The sequence below is a fragment of the Nocardiopsis sp. SBT366 genome (genome assembly GCF_001083815.1).
GTDB lineage: Bacteria > Actinomycetota > Actinomycetes > Streptosporangiales > Streptosporangiaceae > Nocardiopsis > Nocardiopsis prasina.
Genome location: NZ_LAVM01000067.1, coordinates 16927 through 32708 on the forward strand (window position 1 = coordinate 16927; position 15782 = coordinate 32708).

The 15782-nt window shown below is 70.7% G+C and carries 7 protein-coding genes; all 7 read right to left on the minus strand.

Annotated elements, in window-relative coordinates:
* Window positions 1–9 precede the first annotated feature (9 nt).
* Window positions 10–8052: a type I polyketide synthase gene (locus ADX84_RS19015; protein ID WP_049576888.1), complete on the minus strand. Its 8043-nt coding sequence runs from the start codon at window positions 8050–8052 to the stop codon at window positions 10–12.
* 417 nt (window positions 8053–8469) lie between these two features.
* Window positions 8470–9735: a styrene monooxygenase/indole monooxygenase family protein gene (locus tag ADX84_RS19020; protein WP_049576897.1), complete on the minus strand. Its 1266-nt coding sequence runs from the start codon at window positions 9733–9735 to the stop codon at window positions 8470–8472.
* A 77-nt stretch (window positions 9736–9812) separates the two neighbouring features.
* Window positions 9813–10370: an ATP/GTP-binding protein gene (locus ADX84_RS19025; protein ID WP_049576901.1), complete on the minus strand. Its 558-nt coding sequence runs from the start codon at window positions 10368–10370 to the stop codon at window positions 9813–9815.
* 22 nt (window positions 10371–10392) lie between these two features.
* Window positions 10393–10752 (minus strand): DUF742 domain-containing protein, encoded by a 360-nt coding sequence (locus ADX84_RS19030; protein ID WP_013151545.1) that lies wholly within the window; start codon window positions 10750–10752, stop codon window positions 10393–10395.
* A 47-nt stretch (window positions 10753–10799) separates the two neighbouring features.
* Window positions 10800–11225 carry a roadblock/LC7 domain-containing protein gene (locus tag ADX84_RS19035; protein WP_017543700.1) on the minus strand — a complete coding sequence of 142 codons (426 nt, stop codon included), beginning with the start codon at window positions 11223–11225 and terminating at the stop codon, window positions 10800–10802.
* Window positions 11226–11318: 93 nt separating this feature from the next.
* Window positions 11319–13820 (minus strand): ATP-binding protein, encoded by a 2502-nt coding sequence (locus ADX84_RS19040; RefSeq protein WP_234004070.1) that lies wholly within the window; start codon window positions 13818–13820, stop codon window positions 11319–11321.
* A gap of 638 nt (window positions 13821–14458) precedes the next feature.
* Entirely contained in the window at window positions 14459–15712 is a 1254-nt protein-coding gene (gene ccrA / locus ADX84_RS19045; protein WP_049576912.1) for a crotonyl-CoA carboxylase/reductase, read from the minus strand.
* Window positions 15713–15782 lie beyond the last annotated feature (70 nt).

Here is a 15782-nt window from a genome sequence, read left to right on the forward strand (position 1 = left end):
GCCTCCTCGTCATACGCTCGGGCCTCGCAGAGCGAGGTTCACCAGGTCGTCGACGCCCATGGCGTCGATGGCGTCCCCCTCCCCGTCCATCTCGGGAGGCGTGTCCGTCCGGTGCTGGGCAGGCGGTTCGTCGGTGGCCTGGGGCTCCGGTGCCAGAAGACCGACGAGGTACCGCGCCAGAGCCCTGGGGGTGGGGTGGTCGAAGACCGCCGTGGCCGGGACCCGCACACCCACGGCCGCGCTGAGCCTGTTACGCAGTTCGACGCTGGTCAGCGAGTCCGTGCCCTGTTCGGTGAAGGGCCGGTCCGGGTGCACCTCGGCCACCGACCCGGACCGGTGGCCGAGCACCACGGCGGTGTGCGCGCGGACCTCGTGCAGCAGGGCCCGGGACAGCTCGTCCGCTTCCATGGCCTCGAAGCGCGCGGCGGGATCGTGTTCCTCCCCCGGGGCGCTCCCCCCGGTCTGTGCGTCGGAGGCGGCGGTCGCGGCGGAATCGGCGCGGGCGGGCAGGAGGTCCCTGAGTACGCTCACGCCTGGGACGGGGGAGAGCCACGCGGGGACGGCGTGGACCAGGTCACGGGCCATGGCGGCGTCGAACAGGTCGAGCGCCGCGTCCGGCCGCATCGGCAGCAGCCCGCCGCGACCGAGGACGGCGAGGTCGCTCTCGTCCAGGTGGTCGGTCATGCCACCGCCCTCCCACAGGCCCCACGACAGCGACACCGCGGGCTGACCCGCGTCGCGCCTCACGTGCGCCAGGGCGTCACAGAAGACGTTGGCCGCGGCGTAGTTGCCCTGCCCCGGGTTGCCGACCACACCCACGGCCGACGAGAACAGGACGAAGGACGACAGGTCGTCGGTGAGCTCCTGCAGGTTCCACGCACCGTCCACCTTGGGTCGCAGGACCGTGTGCAGTCGCTCGGACGTCAGGGCGCTGACGGTCGCGTCGTCGAGGACACCCGCGGCGTGCACGACGGAACGCAGCGGCCGATCCTCGGGGATCGAGTCCAGGACACGGGCCAGGTCCTCACGGTCGGCCGCGTCGCAGGCGACCACCTCCACCCGCGCTCCGAGCGCCTCCAGCCTGGCGGTGCGCTCGGCCTGACCGGGAGTGCCGGGACCACGGCGCCCGAGCAGCAGCAGGTTCCGGGCCCCGTACCCGGTGACCAGGTGGTGGGCCAGGCGGTTGCCGAGGTCCCCGGTCCCACCGGTGATCAGGACGGTGCCCTCCTGCGGGAAGGGAGCGGGCACGCGAAGAACGAGCTTGCCCACGGTCTCACCGCGTTGGAGGGCCCGAAAGGCCGTCTGGACCTCACTGACGTCGTGGACGGTCGTGGGAAGCGGCCGCAGGGCCCCCTCCTCGAACAGCTCCATCACGCGGGCGAGCATGTGGCCGATCCGTTCCGGATCCACCTCCGGCAGACTGAACGCGGCGTAGGAGCAGCCGGGGTGGTCGGCCGCCACGGTGTCGGCGTCGCGGATGTCGGTCTTGCCCATCTCCACGAACCGGCCGCCCGGGCCCCGACCGTCACTGGGTGAGCGAAGAAGGCGCAGGGACGCGTCCACGAACTCGCCGGTCAGCGAGTTGAGGACGACGTCGACGCCCTCGCCGCCGTTGGCCTCTCGCAACCGGTCCTCGAACTCCAGCGTTCGGGAGGAGGCCATCCGCTCAGGGGTCAGACCGTAGGCCGCCAACTCCGACCACTTGTGGGGGCTCGCGGTGCCGAACACCTTCGCACCCATGTGTCGGGCGAGCTGGACGGCGGCCGTCCCGACTCCCCCGGCGGCCGCGTGCACGAGCACGCTGTCGCCGGGCCGCACGGCGGCCAGGTCGACCAGCCCGTGGTAGGCGCTCAGGAAGGCCACCGGGACGGCCGCGGCCTGTTCGAAGGTCCACCCCTCGGGTATGCGGGCCAGCCGGGCCCGGTCGGCCACGGCGAAGGGACCGAAGGCACCGCCGAACATTCCGGCCACCCGGTCCCCGGGAGCCAGGTCCGACACCTCGGCGCCGACCTCCAGGACGACTCCCGCACCCTCGATGCCGATCCCGGTCTCCCCTTCGACCAGTCCCAGGGCGACCACCACGTCCCGGAAGTTGACGCCGGCGGCCCGGACGGACACCCGGACCTCTCGTGGCGCCAACGCGTCCAGGGCCTCCGGCGCGGGCAGCGCCTCCAGGGAGTCGATGGAACCGGGGCTCAGCGTGTCCAGCCGCCACGAGCGCGTGTTGGGCGCCACCGCCTCCACCGCCGTGTCCGAGGCGCGCCTCAGCCGGGGGACGAGGACGGCGCCCGAACGCAGTGCGATCTGGGGTTCGTCGAGACCGAGCGCGACGGACAGCGTCCGGTGGGACTCCACGGCGCCGTCTGAGTCCAACAGCACCAGACGGCCGGGGTGCTCGCGCTGGACGGCTCGAAGCAGGCCCCAGACCGGGGCGGCGGCAACCCCGGGGAGCGGTTCACCCGGGTACGTGGCCACCGCCCGCCAGGTGACCAGCGCCAGGCGGGAGTGCGCCGTGCGCTCGTCCGCCAGCCACGCGCGGACCGATTCGAGGGCTGACTCCAGCCCCCGCCGTACCGTCTCGTGCAGGGACCCGCCCTCGGTGTAGACCACGTGCGCGGGCAACTCGGCGCAGACCAGCTCGGGGACGGGCGCCCCCGACTCCACATCCTCCAGCGAGGGGAGCGCCCCGGGGGTCGGGTCCTCGGCGGCCTGCTCCGACGGAGGTGCCACTCGCTCCCACACGAGCTCGTACAGTTCGGGGATCTCACCCGGCTCCGGTTCGGGCAGCGTGTCCTCGGCCAGGGGCCTCAGGGTCAGCTCGTCCACGCTCCAGAGCGCGCGTTCGCCGTCGGGGCCGGTGGCCAGCAGCCGGTAGCGGTCGTCGCCCAACGGGGTGAGCCGCGCCCTCAGGCGCCGCGGTGTCTCCCCTCCCTCGGTACGGGCCAGCCGGACCCCGCCCCACGCGAACGGCACCAGGGGGCCGTGGTGGCCCTCGGCCCGGTGGTTGCGAAGTACGGCGTGCAGGACCGCGTCGGTCAGGGCGGGGTGGGGGCCGAGGAAGTCCGCGCTCTCACCGGCGGAGTCCGGAAGCTCGACATCCAGGAAAAGTTCGCCCGCGTGCCGGTGCACCGACCTCAGTCCGCGGAAGGCGGGACCGTAGTCGTAACCCAGGGCCCGCAGGGCGGCGTAGTCGACCGGAATCCGTTCGGCGCCGTCCGGGGGCAGGGTGCCGACACCCCCACCCGTCTCCGAGGCGGCGTGCGCGTCGGCCGCCTCCCGGGGCTTCGCACTGGCGACGGCGCCGGAGGCGTACCGTATCCACGGGCTGTCGTCCGTGGTCTCACGGCGCGCGTACACGTTGGTCTCGCGGTGCCCTCGGGCGTCGCGGGCGCCGACGATGACCTGGAGCTCCGCCGTTCCGGCCCCGCCCAACGTCAGGGGGGCCTCCAGTACCAGGTCGGAGACGGTGTCCGCGCCGACGGTCGCCCCCGCCCTGGCCACCAGGTCCACCACCGCGGTGCCGGGGAGCATCACCCTCCCGAGCACGCGGTGGTCCGCGGCCCAGGAGTGGCTGGAGACGGAGACGCGGCCTCGGAAGACCGCTCCGCCGTCGGCCAGGGTGAGTCCGTCGTCGAGAAGCGGCTCCAGCGGTTCCACCGGTCTGGCCTCGGGCCCGCTCGGCAGCAGCCAGTGGCGGGAGCGCTGGAAGGGATCGTCGGGCACGGTGACCGGGGCACCCTCGTCGGCCACCCCTTCCAACACCACGTGTGCGTTGGTACCGCTGATTCCGAAGGAGGACACCGCCGCCCTCCGGGGCCGCCCGGTGTCGGGCCACTCGGCGCCCTCGGACAGCAGGCGGACCCCACTGTCCTTCCACTCGACCCGGTCCGTCGGTTCGTCGGCGTGCAGGGTCCGGGGCAGGCGGCCGTGGCGCAGCGCCTCCACGGTCTTGATCACGCCGGCCACACCCGCCGCCGCCTGGGCGTGGCCGATGTTGGACTTGAGGGAGCCCAGGAGGAGGTCGTGTTCGCGCTCGCCGCCGTAGACCGACATCAGCGCGGTGGCCTCGATGGGGTCCCCCAGACGTGTTCCCGTCCCGTGTGCCTCGACCGCGTCCACCTCGGCGGGGTCGAGTTCGGCGGTGGCCAGGGCCTGGCGGATCACCCGCTCCTGGGCCTCCGGGTTGGGTGCGGTCAGACCGTTGGAGGCGCCGTCGGAGTTGACCGCGCTGCCGCGCAGCAGCGCCAGCACGGGCCGACCGTTGCGGCGTGCCTGGGAGGCCCGTTCGAGCAGGAGGACACCGGCTCCCTCCGCCCAGGCCGTTCCCTCGGCCCCGGCGCCGAACGCACGGCAGCGCCCGTCTGCGGAGAGTCCGCGCTGGGCGGAGAACTCCAGGAACATGCCGGGGGTGGCCATGACGGTGGCGCCTCCGGCCAGGGCCATGGAGCACTCGCCCCGGCGCAGGGCGGAGGCAGCCTGGTGCAGGGCCACGAGTGATCCGGAACAGGCGGTGTCGATGGTCAGGGCCGGACCGTGCAGGCCGAGCACGTAGGCGATACGGCCGGAGGCGACGCTCAGGGTGCTCCCGGTCAACCGGTACCCCCCGTCGGCCTGGCTGGCGGGGTCGGCCAGACGGGAGCCGTACTCGGTGGGCATCGCGCCCACGAACACGCCCACCTGTTCACCGCGCAGGCTGGCCGGGTCCATTCCGGCTCGTTCGATGGCCTCCCACGAGGTCTCCAGAAGCAGCCTCTGCTGCGGGTCCATGGCGTCGGCCTCACGGGGGCTGATCCCGAAGAAACCGGGGTCGAACAGGTCCGCGTCGTGAAGGAACCCGCCGTTGCGTGTGTAGGTGCGACCGGGGGTGCCGGGCTCGGGGTCGTAGAGGGCGTCGAGGTCCCAACCCCGGTTGTCCGGGAAGGGCCCGATGGCGTCGGTCCCCTCTTCCACCAGGCGCCACAGCTGCTCCGGGGAACGCACCCCGCCAGGCAGACGGCAGGCCATCGCGGTGATCGCGATCGGGTCCTCGTCGGCCGGGGCGACCACGGGGGCGGTCACCGCCGGGGCGGCGCGACGCGGAGCCGTGCCCTCCCGCGCGGGAACACGGGGATCCTCTCCGCGTTCCCTCGCGACGTGCCCGGCCAGGGCGGCCGGGGTGGGGAGCTCGAAGAGGACGGAGTCCTCGAGTCGGACCCCCGTCTCGTCCTCCACCAGGTCGGCCAGTTCGAGCAGCATGATGGAGTCGAAGCCGAGGTCGCGGAAGGCGCGGTTCTCGTCGGCGGGGTCCAGCTCGTCCAGCTCCAGGACCCGGGCGCTCAGGGACGCCACCAGACCGGCGGTCCCCCCGCCCTCCCGGTCCAGAGGTTCGGACGCGCGTTCGGCCTCCGGGGGCTCTTCGGCCAACACCGCCGGCAGGGACTCCGGCCAGAACCTGGTCCGCTGGAAGGGGTAGGTGGGAAGGTCGATCCGGTGGGCCCCCGAGCCCCGGAACAGGCTTCCCCAGTCGACGTCCAGGCCCGAGGTGAAGGCCTGGGCGGCGGCGGTCAGCAGTTGGGCGGAGTCACCGTGGTCCCGGCGCAACGTGGGCAGCACCGTACCCCGCACCCCGTGGGCGTCGAGTACACCCTCGACCCCCCGGGCCAGGACCGGGTGCGGACCGACCTCCACGAACGCGGTGTACCCGTCGGTCAGGGCCCCGGCCACCGCCTCGGCGAAGCGGACCGGGTTGCGCAGCCCCTCGTACCAGTACCGACCGTCCATGACCGGCTCGTCCGTGCCGAGCACGCCGCCGGTCAGGGTCGACAACACCGGAACCCGGGCCGGCCTCGGCGTGACACCCCTCAGTTGTTCGAGCAGGGTCTCGCGGATCCGTTCGACGTGCGCCGAGTGCGAGGCGTAGTCCACGTCCACGAGGGCGGCGTGCACACCCTCGTCCACGCAGTGGTCGACGGCGGCGCGGACCGACCCCGGGTCGCCCGAGACCACCACGGACTCGGGGCCGTTCACGGCCGCCAGGTGGAGGTCCGGCAGGGTCTCCAGGAGTTCCCGGACCCGCTCCGGAGAGACTCCGAGCGAGGCCATGGCACCGCTGCCACCGAGCGCCGTGAGCGCCTGGCTGCGCAGGGCCACGACCTTGGCGGCGTCCTCGAGGGTCAGGACCCCCGCGACGTGTGCGGCGGCGATCTCGCCCTGGGAGTGACCGATCACGGCTGCGGGGCGTACGCCCAGGGCCTCCCACACGCGGGCCAGCGCCACCATGACCGCCCACAGGACCGGCTGGACGACGTCCACGCGCGCCCCGGATCCGACGTAGCGGGGTGCCCCCGGCTCCCCCCTCAGCACCCGGGTGAGGGACCAGTCGACGTGCGGGTCGAGTGCGCGCTCACACTCGCGCAGCCTCCGACCGAAGATCCGGGCGAGCTGACCGTCGCTGTCCAGGAGCGCACGGGCCATGCCCTCCCACTGCCCGCCCTGTCCGGGAAAGACCAGGACCGGGCCGCGCCCGTCGTGTTCGGTCATGGGCGCGCCGGAGGGACGGATCGACTCCAGCTCGCGGGTGCCGCTGCCCCCGGGAGCGAGGATGACCGCGCGGTGGTCCATGACCGTGCGGGTGGTGACCAGCGAGTAGCCCACGTCCTCAGGGCGCAGTCCGGGTCGTTTCGACACGAAGGAGTGCAGGACCGACGCCTGGGCACGCAGTGCGTCCTCTGACCGCGCCGTGAGGACCCAGGGCACCGGGTCGAGCGCGCCCTCCCCCGGATCCTGGCGGGGTGTGTCCGACGACCGCCGGGGCGGCGGGGCCAGAACGAGGTGGCAGTTGGTGCCGCCCATACCGAAGGAGGACACCCCCGCCAGCGGGGTGTCGGTCGGCCAGGGCTCCCGCACGGTCTGTGGGAGCAGCCCCAACCCCTCCAGGTCGATCCCTGGGTTGGGGGTGGAGAAGTTCCGGGTCGGGGGCAGCAGCCCGTGGGAGAGGCTGAGCACCACCTTGAGCAGGCCGACGATCCCGGCCGCGCCCTCAAGATGACCCACGTTGGTCTTGGCCGAACCCACCCGTAGGGCTCCGGGACGCCCGGCGAAGACCGAGCCGAGGGCGGAGGCCTCGACCGGGTCACCGGCCGGGGTGCCCGTGCCGTGCAGCTCCACGTAGCCCACGTGGGCGGGATCGATCCCGGCCCGGCGGTGCGCCGCGCGCACGACCTCCGCCTGCCCTTCCGGTTCGGGTCGCGCCAGGAAGGACGTGGGGCCGGAGTTGTTCACGGCCCCGCCGGAGAGCACCGCGTGGATGTGGTCCCCGTCCGCGATTGCGCGGTCGAAGGGCTTGAGAACCAGCACGGCCCCTCCCTCGCCCCGGACGTAGCCGTTGGCGCGGGAGTCGAACGTGTAGCAGTGGCCGTCGGGTGAGAGGCCGCCGAACTGGGCCACGTGCTCGGTGCTCTGGGGCAGGAGGATGAGGTTGACACCGCCGGCCAGCGCGAGGTCGCACTCGCCGTTGCGCAGACTCTCCATGGCCGCGTGCACGCCGACCAGGGAGGAGGACTGGCCGCTGTCGACGGTCATGCTGGGCCCGCGCAGACCGAGCGTGTAGGAGACGCGGTTGGCGATCATGCCCCGCTGGCCGCCGGTGAGGCTGTGGTGCGAGGCGGGCAGGTCGCGCAGGAGATGCGAGTAGTCCGAGGCGATCGCTCCGGTGAAGACGCCGGTCCGGGTCCCGTGCAGGCTGTCCGGGGCGGTCCGGGCGTTCTCGATGGCCTCCCAGCTGAGTTCCAGCATGAGCCGTTGCTGGGGGTCCATGGCCACGGCCTCGCGGGGGGAGACCCCGAAGAAGGCGGCGTCGAAGTCCTCGGCGCGGTCCAGGTAGCCGCCCCAGTGGTGGTCCCGCTCCGTCGACGTCCACCCGAGGCGTTCGGGCGGCGGCGTGATGGCCTCACGGCCCTCGCAGAGCAGCCGCCAGAAGGAGTCCGGGTTCGAGGCGCCTGGCAGGCGACACGCCAACCCGACCACGGCTATGGGCGAGCGAGCAGCGCCGCCGCCGTCAGCATCCCTGGTCATCGCGTTCCTCCGGTCGAACTCGACGTCCTCGCCCCGGGCGGGTCCTGGCCCGAGGGCATGTCACGGGGTTGGCTTGCGAGTCTCGTGAAGGTGCACGCGCACCGCTCATACCTCAGAGATCGAGGGCAGTGACGGACACAGGATGCAACCGCAATACCCGTGATCCCCAGTGGGACCAACAAGCCGAACACGACTCATTTGGCACGTGAATCACACGTGCCCCACGGCCGTGCCGAGCAATACGCAGAGGGGATCGTATCCGCGATTCAGGACACATGACAACGGAACACTATTTTTCGGTCATCACACTGACCCCATTCCGTGCGCGACACAATCAGAAATTCAACAAATCTGTTACCAAAAGGAAATGCCCGATGTCCGCGGACATCGGGCATTGCGAGGCGCGCTCGGAATCGGTCATCCCCCGTTGCGCGCCCGAACCTCGGCCAGGTACTTCATGGACTCCTCCGGGTCGAGGAGCCAAGACGCGTAGTCAGGAGGATAGTCCCAGCCCTGGATCCAGCGGTCGGCGACCTCCGAGTGCGTCGAGGCCGTCTCGACCAACTCATAGAAGTGGGTGGGCAGGTCACCCTGGTCCCACAACGTGGAATTCATCTCGGACCACATCTGGTTGTGCAGACCGAATTCCCAGAACCGGTCGAAGGTCCTCACCAGGAAATCCTCATCGAACTGGCGATCGCCGTGCTCCATGATGGACTCCAGGTAGGCCTTGGCGCACCTGGTGGAATTGTTCCAGCTCTGCCCCACGTAGGGGTCCATCGTGACGACGACGTCCGCCATCCCGAGGACCTTCCCGCCGGAGGGCAGCGTGCCCACAGGGTTGCGTACCTGGGGAGTCAGCTCCTCGATCAGGGTGCTGCGGCCGCCCTCCACCAGCACGGTGTCCTTGACCCGCTCGTAGTACTCCGGGGAGTACTGGCGAAGCAGGTCCTTCATACGGCGCAGCTGTTCCTCGGGGCCCGGACGGTCCGGCCAGGCGTCCATGGGGCCGCCGCGCTTGTCCACCATGAGCAGGTTGTGGCAGGGACCGTCCTGGCTCAGCATGGGGATGAAGATGGTGTTCCCGGCCTCCCGGGCGGAACAGGCCCAACCGACGTTGTCGTCGTCCTCCGTGCTCGGCCAGACGTCGTAGATCTGCGCCTGGGCGATGGACCGGGGGCGGGCTCCGCTGAACCTGCTCTCGTCGTAGTCGAAGAGCTGGCCCAGCTCCCCGTGGCCGACCGCGACGATGATCAGGTCGAACATGCGGGAGAAGTAGTCGAGGTCCGTCACGGTGACACCGTGAATGACGACCTTGCCTCCCCGGTCCTCGAAGAACTCCAGCCAGTCGGCCATCTTGACCCGGCGGTCCACCGCCACCATGTAGTCGTTGGCCTTGCCGGTCCGTCCCTTGAGGGACAGAGTCGGACGGTCCGCACCGGGGTAGAGGTGGACTCGCTGCTCCCGGATCTGGGGGCTGAGGGCGCTCCACAGATCCAGCTCGTACTCGCGCTCGTAGTCCAGGGCCGTGGGGAAGGTGAACTGGGTGACTGACGGCCGCCCGGTCCGGATCTCCGTCGAGGACTGCCCCGTGATCACCGTGACGTCGTAGCCATGGGTCAGGAGACCGTGAGCCAGGTGCAGGCCGGCGTGGCCAGCGCCGACGATAAGGATCTTGCGCATTGTGTCGCTAACTTTCCTGGGAATCTACGGGGGCTGCGGGGAGGATCGGCCAGAGGGGGTCCGAACGCCCCCGCCCGTCAGGCGACGGGCTCGCTGGCTCGGTTGTGCTCCAGCGCGTACCGCAACAGGGTCTTGAGCACGTCGCCGCCGGACGTCCTGTGTCGCGCGTCGAAGTCGATGATGGGGACCTCGGGACTGACCTCCAGAGCCTCGCGGACCTGCTCGGCGGTGTAGTCCAGGCGCCCCTCGAACTTGTTCAGCGCCACGATGTAGGGAATCCGCTTGTTGGTCTCGAAGTAGTCGACCGCGTCGAAGGAGTCCGCGAGCCTTCGGCAGTCGACCACGACGACGGCGCCCACGGCGCCGCGGACCAGATCGTCCCACATGAACCAGAACCGGGCCTGCCCCGGTGTACCGAACATGTACATGACCAGCTCGTCGTCGATGGTGATTCGGCCGAAGTCCATCGCGACGGTGGTCGTCGTCTTGTCGGGTGTGACCGAGGTGTCGTCGTGCCCGACACTGGCCTCGGTCATGATCGCTTCGGTAGTGACCGGCGGAATCTCCGACACCGAGCGCACCAAGGTCGTCTTGCCGGCACCGAAGCCACCGGCGATGACGATCTTGCTCGACATCTTCTTGCGATTCGACCTGCTGTCACTGGAAAAGTCGTTCGAGACCACGAAGAGCCCTCTCCAGAACCTGGTTTTCGGACGGACTGCTGCCGGTGATGGTCGGGTGGATGTACACCAGGTCCTGCTCGGCCAGGTCACTGACCAGAACCTGAGTCACACCCAGGGGGATGTTCAACTCAGCCGACACCTCGGCGAGAGACCGCGTCTCCCGGCACAGTTTGTAAATACTGATCGACTCCGGCATGAGGGTGCCAGGAGGTTCCTGCCCGGGCTCGGACGTCGAGACCAGGGTCTGCACCATCAGCGGATGCCGTGACCGCGTCCGCCCACCCGTGAAGGTGAACGGGCGAACACGGTTACTCCTTCGCCTGCGGAAGCTCATAGCCGCGGCAACCTCATTCCTGCCGAACCGTTACGGGTCACCGCTCGTCAGTTCTGGATGACCTCGCGCAGCTGCGAGCGCAGCTGCGGAGTGAGCACGTGGGCGACGTTGTCCACGAGCTTGGCCATCTGGAAACCGACGATCTTCAGCTCCGTACCGGGTGCGGTGAGCACCGCCATGCAGGAACCGTCACTGATGGCCATGATGAACAGGTGGCCGTGGTTGAAGCGAACCAGAAGCTGCTCGCACTCCCCCCGCTGGAACAGACTGGCACCGCCGACCGCCAGGCTGTGCAGCCCGCTCGCGATGGCCGCGAGCTGTTCGGCGTGCACCTCGGGGAAGTCACTGGAGTGGGTCAGGACCAGGCCGTCGGAGGAGACCACCACGGCGTGCTCGACACCGCGCACGTCCCGGACGAACCGGTCGATGAGCCACGAGAAGTTCTCAACGCTGTCGTTCGTGGATTCAGTCATGGTTGTGCTCTACCTGCCTCGGCCGAAGGTCGTGTTCGCTGGGGGTCTGGGGTCTGGGGCCCGGTCGGAACGTGCGGGCCCCCGTTGGGAGGGTCATTCCTTGTCGTCCTCGAGCTCCTCGCCGTCGAGCGCGGCGCGTTCCCCGTCGAGGAAGTCGCCGAGCTCGTCACGGATCTGTTCCGCACGGGCCTCACCGGTGAGCCGGGGCGGGGTCTCCTCCCGGCCCTTCGGCGGGGGCGGCGCGTTGTCCGAAAGCGCGTCGGGGTGCGGCATCATCCGCAGCGGCGAACCGTGCGGGGTGGCGCTGCGTCGGGGCAGGCCCGCCGAGGTGACCGTCGCGCTGCCTCCGGCGGAGGGCTGCGGCGGGGGCTTGGGACTTCCGGCGCCGTTGACCGCACGGCCGTCGGAGGACTGCTGCGGAATCGGGCCGGTCGAGGTCACGGGAGCGCTCGCGCTGGGAATCGTGGCGGTACTGGTCTGTCCGGGGGTCCGGGGCGTGGCCACCCTCAGGAGATCCTTGGGCACGATGGTGTACGCACTGACCCCTCGGAAGGAGCGCGACTCCAGCCTGGTCTCCAGGTTGTGCTTCTGCGCGATCCGGCTGGCCACGTACAGACCCATGTGCTTGGGGACGTCGTCGTCCAGGACCGGGTCACCGTCGAGCCGGCTGTTGAGTTCCACCAGCTGGGCCTCGGGGATGCCCACTCCCTCGTCCTCGACGACGATCATGAGGCGGCCGTCGTCCAGTTCGCGGGCGCTGACCACCACCTGGGAGTGCTCCGGCGAGTTCGCGGTGGCGTTGTCCAGCAGCTCGGCCAGGAGATGGCTGATGTCGTCGGCGGCCAGACCGGTGATGGAGGTCTGCGGGATCTTGCCCAGGCTGACCCTGGGGTAGTCCTTGATCTCCGAGGTCGCGGCGCGGGCCACGTCGAGCAGCGGGACGATCTCGTCGTGGGCGTCGGACTCTCCGCCGTCGTGCCCGGTCAGCACCAGGAAGTTCTCGCCGTTGCGTCGCATACGGGTCGCGAAGTTGTCGATCTGGAAGAGCTTGTCGAGCAGATCGGGGTCCTGCGCCCCGGTCTCCAGGGCCTCGACCATCTCCAGGAGCGCGTCGACCAGGGAGAGGTCCCGCATGGCCAGACCGGCGAGCGCCTCGTTGAGGAGGTCTTCCTGAACCTCGCCCCGCGGAGCGGAGCCGACGTCGGTCGGCTCGGCCGTCCCGACACCGGCGGTCTCCGTGACGGGTGCGTCGGCGGAGGCCTGACCCTCCTGGGCCCGTGTCCGCGTCTCGGTGGCGGTCGGAGCCTCCTCGGGCTCGACCCCCTCCTCCTGGGCCGGTTCGTCGGCGGTGCGCGTGTCCGTCCCGTTCTCGGAGCGGGTGAGCGCCCGGTCCTGGCCGATCTCAGGGGAGACCGACGGCTCGGCGCGCTCAGCGAAGAACGTGGCGGCCGACTCGGCGGTTATCACCTGGGGCTGCTGGCCGGCGGCGAGCACGATGACGTGCTGGACCGGCTGGCCGTAGGGGTTCATCTGCCCGTAGGGAGAGAACTGGCCCGGGTAGACGACCGGCTGGCCCGGAAGGACGTAGCCGGGCGGCTGGTAGGGCAGCGGATAGGCGCTCTGGTACGGCAGCGGCGGCGGGTAGGCCGGGTAGTGCGGCGCGGGCGGCTGCGGGGCGTAGTCGGCCCTGGGGTACCCGGCGTACGGGTGGCCCTGGGCCTCGTGCGGCGGCCGCTGGTAGCCGTGGGGCGCTGCCTCGGGACGGCCGTAGCCGTGCCCCTGGTACCCGGGGGCCTGGGGGCCCTGTTCCGGGTGGCCGGGGAAGTAACGGGGCTCCTGGTACCCGTAAGCCTCGGGGTAGCCCTGGGGCTGGTGGCTGCGGGCCTCCGGGTAGCCCTGGGGGTCCCGGGGGTAGCCGTGCTCGGGCTGGCCCTGGTAGCCGTACGGGGCCTGGGGGCCCTGACCGGTCGCCCGGTGGTCCCGGCCCGGCTCCGACCCCTGGGGGTGGGCGGGCGCGGGGCGCGGCTGCTCGTACGGCGAGTCACCCTGAGGGGACGTCCACTGCGCCTGGGGCGCGGCGGTGTCGGCGGCGGGCCACCTCGACTCGACCGGCGCGGCAGGGCGCTGGGCGCCGCCGTGAGCGGCCTCGGGCGGGCCCGGGTCGACCCTGGGTGCCTCGGCCCTCGGGGGCTCGTGATTGGCACGCTGCCCCGGCGTGTGCCGTGGGGCGGCGGCGGGTTCCGGTGTCGCCGGTGCCGTGGGTGACACAGGGGCCTCGGGCCGCTCTGTGTGCTCTGATGCTCTGGGGCTGTCGGTCATGGTGTCCGTGGTGGCGGGGATGTGTGGGCTGCGCGGTTCGGGCTCGTTGAGTCCGACTCCGCGCCACTGGCCGACCTGGTTGGCTCCGGTGTCGACGTCGTCGATCTCCAGGTTCCGGGTCGTGTAGGGGTTGGGGACGCTCACCCTGGAGGTGGGACGGTAACCGTTCTCGGCGGACGCGGAGAAGGGTCCGGTGGGGGGCTCCGTCGCGGCTGTCTCCTCGCCGTCCGACGTTCGGTCGGTGTTCTGCGAGTGCGGATGCACGGGCTGATGCACGGGATTTCCTTGCTCGGTCTCCGGTGACGGGGGTTCCTGGGACTTGACCATCCGGGAGATGGCCCGGCGGAACCTTCCTTCGCGCCTGGTTCCACGCCCATCCTCCGTCGACATCATCTTGGCCAGGGAGTGGTCATCGCGCTCCTGCGGTGACTGCGCCTGTGCCACAATCTCGTCTCCTCGCATCAGGTGGGCGGATGGCGGTGGCCCCGCACCACCGCCCTGACCAGGGAGGAAATCGTTTCTCGGGTCCTTTGGGCCCGCGAGACGACCAGACGCCCCTAACGCCGGGGGGACGCCTCGACGGTTCTGGCGGGAGAGGGGGTTCGTGGCGCGTGGCCGGGGGTCGGCGGCGAGCATCCGATCCGGCGGACAAGTGTCCCCGCTCCACACAATTCCCGTACTTCCACCGGGAACCGTCGTTCGGTTCGTCAGACTAACAAAGGACGCCCAGCTTGACAGAAGAATCGAAGATCCGCCGAAAGGGCACCGGGCACCCCTGGGGTGACGTGGGAAAACTCTGAGAAAGTGACTTCTCGGACCACTTTGAAATCAGTGCTTTTGTCCTGGTTTGTCTGATTCTTGCCGGGTGTCACCTTCTTGTGGCGACACCCGGCGCCCCACCCGCCACACGTCGGTCAGAGGTCGATCCCGACCTGCCCCGGAGCCGCGTTGACCAGGGCCGCCATGTTCCCCGGCGGCTGCTGGTTGTCACGCAGCAGCTGGTGCGCGACGCCGATCTCGTCGAACGGTACGGTCTTGGTCACACAGGGGTCCAGCTGACCGTTCGCCACGAGGTCGATCACCATGCGGCACTGCGCGGGCGAGGCGAAGTGCGAACCCTGGAGGCGCTTGAGCCGCATCCACAGGAAGCGCAGGTCGATGTCGGCCTGGAAGCCCGAGGTGGCTCCGCAGATCACCACCATCCCGGAGTTGTCGCACAGGTAGAGCGAGGTGGGAAGGGTGTCCGCCCCCGTGTGCTCGAAGACGATCCTGGGCGCGCGCCGCTCGCCCAGCTCCTGCCAGAACCTCTTGCCGAACTCCCGCACCCCCCGCATCCACTCCGCGTAGGCCTGGGTGTCGCTCTCGTCGGGGACCCGGCCCCAGTGGTCGAAGTCGGTGCGCAGGATCGTGCCGACGGCACCGAGCTGGCGGCACACCTCGGCCTTCTCCGGAGTCGAGACCACGGCGATCGGCCTGCCGCCCACCTGACGCGCCAGCTGGATCGCGGAACTCCCCAGACCGCCCGCGCCGCCCCAGATCAGCACTGGGTCGCCCGGTCGCACGACGTTGGGCTCCCAGCCGAAGAGCTGGCGGTAGGAGGTGGCCGCGCTGACGAGGAAGCCGCCCGCGACCTCCCAGGTCATCGTGTCCGGCTTGCGGTGGCACTGGACGTCCTGGACCAGCGAGAACTGGCCGAAGGAGCCGTAGTTGTGCTCATAGCCCCACACGCGCATGCTCCGTGAGGCGATGGGGTCGCGACCCATCCGGATGTCGTCCGAGCTCTCGTCCCACTGCCCGGGGGAAATGATGACGTGGTCACCGACCTCGACCCCGCGCACGCCCTCGCCGACGGCCCAGACCACGCCCGAGCCGTCGGAGCCGCCGATGTGGTAGTCCTCCGTGGCCCCCGCCTTCTCCCGCGCGGCGATGACGTCGGCGGGGTGGCCCATGGCCGCCCAGATGTTGTTGTAGTTGATGCCCGCGGCCATCGTGTAGACGAGGACGTGACCGGGCCGCAGCTCCGGCACCGGAACGACCTCCTGGGCGAACGCGTCACGGGGCTCGCCGTAGCGCTCACGCCGGATGGTGAAGGCGTGCATCCGCTCGGGCACGTGGCCCAGCGGGGGAACCTCACCGAGGTCGTACAGGTCCTTGAGGTCCTTGGACATGGTGCGCCAGTCCTTTCCAGAGCCGGGAGGCGGGGCTGTCGGGGGACGTAGGGCGACCGGCGTGCGACCG

Coding starts and splice junctions, on each gene's coding strand:
- ADX84_RS19015 (WP_049576888.1), bottom strand. CDS start 8,052: ATGACCAGGGATGCTGACGGCGGCGGCGCTGCTCGCTCGCCCATAGCC.
- ADX84_RS19020 (WP_049576897.1), bottom strand. CDS start 9,735: ATGCGCAAGATCCTTATCGTCGGCGCTGGCCACGCCGGCCTGCACCTG.
- ADX84_RS19025 (WP_049576901.1), bottom strand. CDS start 10,370: ATGTCGAGCAAGATCGTCATCGCCGGTGGCTTCGGTGCCGGCAAGACG.
- ADX84_RS19030 (WP_013151545.1), bottom strand. CDS start 10,752: ATGAGCTTCCGCAGGCGAAGGAGTAACCGTGTTCGCCCGTTCACCTTC.
- ADX84_RS19035 (WP_017543700.1), bottom strand. CDS start 11,225: ATGACTGAATCCACGAACGACAGCGTTGAGAACTTCTCGTGGCTCATC.
- ccrA (WP_049576912.1), bottom strand. CDS start 15,712: ATGTCCAAGGACCTCAAGGACCTGTACGACCTCGGTGAGGTTCCCCCG.